Origin of the sequence: Mastigocoleus sp. MO_188.B34 (genome assembly GCF_030065675.1) — a bacterium.
In the GTDB taxonomy this organism is placed as follows: Bacteria; Cyanobacteriota; Cyanobacteriia; order Cyanobacteriales; family Nostocaceae; genus Mastigocoleus.
The window spans coordinates 1-6804 of record NZ_JASJDK010000216.1 but is presented as its reverse complement, the minus strand read 5'-3'; the positions used below and the strand labels follow the sequence as shown (position 1 = coordinate 6804).

Here is a 6804-nt window from a genome sequence, read left to right as displayed (position 1 = left end):
TTAATCAAGGAAGTTACTGCTTGGGAAATACAAAGAAATCAACGCGATCGCACAGTTGATTGGCAGTTTACTACCACAGATGCGCGGATTAAACTTAAACGACTTTATCCCTCAATTATTTCTTGACAGACTACTAGTCCCCAGTTGGTAATATTGTTAATGCGGTTTCCATCTTTGTCGTAGCGATAGAGAGGTAGACATTGAGTACCTCCAGAAGCGGGGCTAACTGCATTTAAGTCAACAACAGAATTAGCGGAAATTACAGTGAAAGGCTTGGCTTCAGGCTGACCCATAAAACCAATAACCCTATTATTAAATTCTTTACCTGGGAAAATATTGACAAGTTGATAAGTTCTTCCATTAAAATGCTTATCAAAATAAAGATATTTTTTCGTAAATGGTCGATATGTACTTACAACTATAGAATTTTCATCAAGCTCTTTACAAATATTTCTTTCCAAATATCTACTTAATTCAGCATCCCATTTAATATCAAAGCCTAAGTCTTCCAAAGTTCTCCGTCTGCGTTCGTACACATCAACAAAAAACTTCATCCGATTTTCTAGAGCAGAGTTAGAAAAATCATATACCCACTCATCACGCTGGGTTGCAACTCCTCTTGAAAACAACTCAAAAATAGCTTCCTGTGCTTTTCCTGCTTTTACATCTTTATCAATCAAAGGTAAAAGACTATCAAAATCATTATCTGTTTGATTAATCCAATGATATTTTTTATCTGGATTGATATGCTCAAAAGGGATTTTATCCAAAGGTGTTTTAGCGATAAAGTCTAACTTATCTTGTCCAGAGTTTTGCTCTAGCTTAGTATAAAAAATTTTACAAGGTGACTTAGTTTTTCCTGCTTTCTTTACCATGAAGCTAATTGCTGTCCCTAGCTGAATCCCAAAAACACTACCCGATTTATCACCACTGCGAACATTCCCACCTAAGTCAATCACATAAATATGACTAAATTCATCAGCAACAACTTTTCTAAACCCATCAAAAGTCTTACTATCAATAAACGAAGAATTAGTAATTAAAGCAATAATACCATTACTATTTAATCGGTCAGAAGCCCATCGCATAAACCGCACATACATATCATATAAAACAATTTGGTTTTGAGCTTGACCATACTTGATATAACTGTCTTTAATTCGTTTATCTATCGCTGTGTAGGTTCTATTAGCATTATTATCATTAAAATTTTCTTGCTTTGCGTTATACGGTGGATTCCCAATAATCACAGAAATTGTACTTTCATTTTGTCGCTTAATCCTCTCGCTATTCTCTACCGACATTGCAAATAAATCTAACTGCTTACCATGAAAAGATGTATGTTCCAGAGAATCAACAAAACAAATATGCTCAAACTCTTGATACTCACCCATCTTTTGTTTATAGGTGTACTCAATATTCAAATTCGCAATGTAATAAGGTAAAATAGCTACCTCGTTACAGTGAATTTCATGCTTATATTTATATTCCAAGCAATCCTTATGTAAAAATTCAATTAACTCAGTAATATAAGTCCCCGTACCAGTTGCAGGATCTAAAATTTCTACTCCCTTATCTTCTAGTAATTTTCCAAAATGCTTGTGGGTCAAATAATTTACACTCTCCACCATAAACCGCACAATTTCATTGGGAGTATAGACTATTCCTAACCTATCAGCAGCTTTAAGATTATAAGCTTTATAAAAGTTCTCATATAATGCTTTCAAAAACTTCTGCTTTTCATGATGGTTACAAATATTTGCAGCAGTTCTTCTAATTACACCATAATAACTTTTAATTGTTATGAGAGTGTTTCGCTTGGTAACTCCAGTAAAAAATGTATCGATAACATTTTGTAATTCTCGTGCAATATTATTTTCTTGATGAAACTGAGATTCATTAAAAATAGTTAGAAAAATATCTTCAGTTAAGATATGCTGAATAATCATCTCCCGAACATCAAACAAAGTAACTTCGGGATTGATAGAATCTCTACAAATCTGCCAAAATTTATCCCTCGCAATTTCAAATCTAGGATTAACAGTCGCTTGATTATCAATTAAATCTCGCAACGTTTCTAAAATTCTGGTTAAATCAGCTTTAAAAGTCTGAATCGCTTCCCAAAAATCTTTAACTTCCGGACGAACATAATTAATGAAATGATTAATAATCCCATCTAATCCCTCCGCATCGCGCATCGGGACCCGCATTGATTCATATCCACTTTGAATTAATACTGCGGTTTGAGAATCCTCAAAAAAAATATTACTATCGGGATAACCTTTTGCTAGTTTCTTATCAATTTCCCGATCTAAATCATCGTATTGGTCTTTACTTTCCCAGTACCCCCAATCTAGACGTAAAGCATCTTTAACAGTCCCATCTGGATAAACTGTTTTGCCATTTCTCGTTTTATAATCTAGTTCGGGTATTAATAAAAACTCTTTTGTCGTACAGTACTGATTTAAAAGATTTTGAAAAGCTGTACGGATTGCTGTTTCTTTACGAGAGCCACCATATTGAATAATTTTATCAACTTTTGCGTGATATTGCTTAACTGATAATACTGACATATTTATAAGATTAATTTAATATTAATTACATTGAAATTAACTCAGTAAGAGACAAAAACACCCTGAGGTTTTCACCGAATTAAAAATATAGATAAATCCATAAAAATCCGTGAAAATATCAAATAATAATTCCAGAGGTAATTAAATATCTAGCAATTGTAATGACCAGTTATTGAGGTTATGCTTAACCTAAGGGTGTATTAAAACTCTACATGCGGTTAAATCCGAGCAAAAGTAGATGAATTTTAAGAATATTAAGGGGCTGTTTGACTTACCAACTACATATTGGATTGTTGCGCTAATTGGTTTTATTAATTCTGTCAGTTTTACCATAGTTTTTCCACTACTGTACCCCTACGCGAAACAGTTTGAACTGAGTGATTTTCAAGCAAGTTTGTTACTTACAGCTTTTTCTGTATCTCAGTTTATTGGTACGCCAATTCTAGGTAGACTTTCAGATCGCTTGGGGAGAAAACCTTTGCTAATAATAAGTTTACTGGGTACAGTTGCAGCAAATATCATTGCGGCTGTAACACCTTTTGCTTGGCTGCTATTTGCTGCTCGTATACTTGATGGATTTACTGGTGGAAATAACTCTATAGCTAGTGCAGTAATTAGCGACATTACCAATGCAGAGCAACGTACTAAAGCTTTTGGGATTTTTGGATCTGTGTTTAGTCTTGGACTTGTTATTGGTCCAGCACTCAGTTATCTTGCTCTTCAACTACCAACACCGGAAGGTATATCTTCACTGGGTTTAAGTTTTTTGCTGGGAGCAAGTATGGCTTTGTTTGCGACGGTGTTAACTGCTTTCTTTCTACCGGAAACATTACCTCGCTCGGAAAAACAAGAATTCTACTTGAGTTGGAGCGATTTTGGTTTACTCAAAATTGCCAAGTCTGTAACTCGACCCAAGTTGGGACAATTGTTTATTTTAACCTTTCTTAACGGTACAACCTTTACAATTTTTACCTTTGCATTTCAACCTTTTCTGTTAAAAGTATTAGAACAAGACGTAAAAATTCTCACAATTATATTTGTTTTAGTTGGAGTAATAGGATTTATCTCTCAAGTTTTTGCTCTAGATCCATTACGAAAAAGATTCAACCTGATTGATATTCTGTTTACAGCATTGTTTGTACGAGGAATGACATTTTTATTAATTCCCACATTCCCTAACATTACAGCCTTTTTTATAATTATTGCGGTTTTTAGTTTAATTACTGCTTTTCCTATGCCTTTAATCGAGTCTATCTTGTCCCTCAATAGCACTCAAAAAGAGCAGGGTGAAGTACTAGGAACTAACATTTCCTATCTTAGTCTTGCCAATGCTTTGGGACCAGCGATTTCTGGATTACTAGTTACACTCGGTTATCTGGCTCCTTTCTGGATTACAGGGGTTTTGACTGTATGCACGGCTTTATTTGCTTTGCAACTCAAGTCACAATTTAGGTGTAATGTGGGTAATGGGTAATTGGTAATGGGTAATTGGTAATGGGTAATGGGTAATTGGTAATGGGTAATGGGTAATTGGTAATGGGTAATGGGTAATTGGTAATGGGTAATGGGTAATTGGTAATGGGTAATGGGTAATGGGTAATTGGTAATGGATCAGAAATTATTACTTATCTGTTCCCCGTTCCCCGTTCCCTATTTTTGAATCATCTCTGAGTAATATTGTTTACTTTCCTTCAATTTTCTGAACAAAAAATTCTTCCAAACTCAGACTATGTAACTCGGTAGAAATGAGTAAGCCTCCCATCAGTCTCAGACTAGCAATAAAGTCATAAACATCACCTTCTAGTTTTCCTTCCCAAGAACCATCCGCTAAGCCTTCAATATCAGGTATCCACTGCTTAAGAACTTCCCAATCACCACCTTGACCTTTAACTCGATAGGTGTGAGGAGTTCCTAATAATTCTGTTAAAGAACCAGTACAGATTAATTCACCTGTTGCCAGGATTGCAATGCGATCGCAAATTTGTTCTACTTCACTCAAAACGTGACTATTAAAGAAGATAGTTTTTCCAGTCGCTTTGAGATGTAAAATAATTTCCCGCATTTGATAACGTCCGACAGGGTCGAGTCCTGACATTGGTTCGTCAAGAAATATTAATTCTGGATCGTTAATTAATGCTTGTGCCATTCCCACTCGCTGAAGCATACCCTTAGAGTAGTGACGCATACGTTTTTTACAAGCATCAGCTTGGGATAAACCCACTAAGTCTAGAAGTTGAGGAATTTTTTGTTTTTGTACCCGCTTTGAGAGTCCAAACAGCCCTGCTGCTAATTGCAAAAACTCCCAACCAGTAAGATATTCATATAAATATGGATTTTCTGGCAAATAACCAATACGTTGCTTTATATTGCGATCGCCCAAGGGTTTACCTAGCAATAACCCTCTTCCTGAAGTTGGATGAATAATACCCAACAATAGTTTTAATAGTGTTGTTTTCCCAGCACCATTCGGTCCTAATAACCCAAAGGTTTCTCCTTTGTAAACTGTTAAAGAACAATGTTTGAGGGAAGTAAATTTTTGATTCAAGAAAAAGCCAGTGCGATAACTTTTTCGCAAGTCGGAAGTTAAAATTACCGGCAAATTATCTTGAATATTCGATTGCGAATCAGGAGCATCTGCAACAGACTTCATCTCTGAGTAACAGGTAACTACAGTTACACCACATTAGCATTTAGCTATCAGTAACCCAATTATACTTGGGTTATAAGTTTTAATTAATTACAAAGATTAATTAAAAATGCATATGGTAAATATTTAGAGTGAGACTCCTAAGTATCCCAGAATCATATTTGACAGCAGCGCATAACAAAAGCTAAAACTCACAAACCGAAAGTTCAAGTGCTATTTTTGACTTTAAATCAAAACATCACGTATGCTTGACTTCAAGCAGCTTATTTATTAATATAATCCCGACCGGTTGGTTTTATACTCAATCCTGATAGATAAAATTGAAGTAATGCAATATTAATCATTGTATTCTGCCCTAAGTAGCGATCGAAAAAACTGATGTCTAAAGGTGAAGAGACAAAGGAGAGAATTATTCAACAGGCAGCCGAACTGTTTAATAAACAGGGGTATGCTGGAACTTCTATGTCTGACATTATGCAAGTCACGGGTTTAAAAAAAGGAGGAATTTACAATCACTTTCAAAATAAGGATGAATTAGCACTACAAGCTTTTGATTATGCTGTTAGCCTAATTAGTTATCGCTACAGGATTGCACTTTTGAGTAAACGTAATGCGGTCGAGCGCTTACAAGCAATTGTTCAAGTCTTTGTGAGTTATATAGAAAAACCACCTTTAAAAGGAGGTTGTCCTTTACTGAATACTGCTGTTGAAAGTGACCATACTCACCCAGCTTTGAGAAAACGCGCCCAGGAAGCAATGAATTCTTGGTACGATATGATTCGCAGAGTTGTACAAAAAGGAATTACGAGGGGAGAAATTTCTCCGGACATTGACCCCGAGCAAGTTGCTACGGTGACTATCGCTATTTTTGAAGGCGGGTTAATGATGACTCAACTACATGGCAATTCCATTTACCTTAAGAGAGCAATGACCCATCTTTCCCAGTATATTGAAAGTTTCGCCCCGAGATAAAAGCAATATTTACCCTAACCTCTAACCTATTTTGACCCTGAGAATTTTTTATTTCTGAAAAAACAGACCAATTAGTCTGTTAATTGGGGGGACAATTACATCATTGGCATTAATTTATGATTGGAACTGATAAATTATCTCGTCCGTTGGAAGTAGAAATTACCATACCAGTGCGAACATACGACATAGACTTTGCTGGAATTGTCAGTAACATTGTTTATATTAAATGGCTGGAAGATTTACGCTTGAAATTCCTAGACGAGCACTTACCACTCGAAACAGAAATTGCTCGCGGAAGTGTACCTATAGTTTCTAAAACTGAAATTGAATATAAACGACCAATAAAACTTTTTGAATCAGTAATTGGTAGACTTTGGATTGCTAATTTCGGACGAATAAAATATACAATTCAAGCCGAAATCATCTCTAATAATAATATTGCGGCGACTGCAACTCAGGTGGGAACGTTTATTAGACCCGTCCTAAAATTCGCAAGCCAATGTTTACAAGGCTTTGAGACAAATCCTTGCAGATTACCTTTTAACGTAAAAACTAGAGTTTGATACAGTTACTGATAGTTTAGAGCGAAAATATACAGTCTGATTATTCAGA

Annotated in this window: 5 protein-coding genes and 1 pseudogene; 4 read left to right on the top strand and 2 right to left on the bottom strand. The window is 35.5% G+C overall.

Features of this window, described 5'->3' with window-relative positions:
• A pseudogene (locus tag QNJ50_RS28075) lies at positions 1-126 on the top strand (IS630 family transposase); the annotation flags it as partial.
• Here QNJ50_RS28075 and QNJ50_RS28070 read toward each other — a convergent pair.
• Positions 105-2573: a type ISP restriction/modification enzyme gene (locus QNJ50_RS28070; RefSeq protein ID WP_300642370.1), complete on the bottom strand. Its 2469-nt coding sequence runs from the start codon at positions 2571-2573 to the stop codon at positions 105-107. The pseudogene QNJ50_RS28075 and the gene QNJ50_RS28070 sit on opposite strands and share 22 nt — an antisense overlap.
• Before the next feature lie 238 nt (positions 2574-2811).
• Between QNJ50_RS28070 and QNJ50_RS28065 the strand changes: the two genes are divergently transcribed.
• On the top strand, positions 2812-4047 hold the full coding sequence (locus QNJ50_RS28065) for an MFS transporter (protein WP_300642367.1): 1236 nt from the start codon (positions 2812-2814) through the stop codon (positions 4045-4047).
• 207 nt (positions 4048-4254) lie between these two features.
• On the opposite strand, the gene QNJ50_RS28060 is transcribed toward QNJ50_RS28065, so the two are convergent.
• Complete coding sequence (locus tag QNJ50_RS28060; protein WP_300642364.1) at positions 4255-5223, bottom strand: ABC transporter ATP-binding protein; 969 nt, start codon at positions 5221-5223, stop codon at positions 4255-4257.
• Positions 5224-5598: 375 nt separating this feature from the next.
• Between QNJ50_RS28060 and QNJ50_RS28055 the strand changes: the two genes are divergently transcribed.
• Complete coding sequence (locus QNJ50_RS28055; protein ID WP_300642361.1) at positions 5599-6192, top strand: TetR/AcrR family transcriptional regulator; 594 nt, start codon at positions 5599-5601, stop codon at positions 6190-6192.
• Between the two features lie 116 nt (positions 6193-6308).
• Complete coding sequence (locus QNJ50_RS28050) at positions 6309-6755, top strand: thioesterase family protein (protein WP_300642358.1); 447 nt, start codon at positions 6309-6311, stop codon at positions 6753-6755.
• Positions 6756-6804: the final 49 nt, after the last annotated feature.

Excerpts from the sequence above, each read along its gene's own strand:
- QNJ50_RS28070 (WP_300642370.1), bottom strand. The coding sequence starts at position 2,573 with ATGTCAGTATTATCAGTTAAGCAATATCACGCAAAAGTTGATAAAATT.
- QNJ50_RS28060 (WP_300642364.1), bottom strand. The coding sequence starts at position 5,223 with ATGAAGTCTGTTGCAGATGCTCCTGATTCGCAATCGAATATTCAAGAT.
- QNJ50_RS28050 (WP_300642358.1), top strand. The coding sequence starts at position 6,309 with ATGATTGGAACTGATAAATTATCTCGTCCGTTGGAAGTAGAAATTACC.
- QNJ50_RS28055 (WP_300642361.1), top strand. The coding sequence starts at position 5,599 with ATGTCTAAAGGTGAAGAGACAAAGGAGAGAATTATTCAACAGGCAGCC.
- QNJ50_RS28065 (WP_300642367.1), top strand. The coding sequence starts at position 2,812 with ATGAATTTTAAGAATATTAAGGGGCTGTTTGACTTACCAACTACATAT.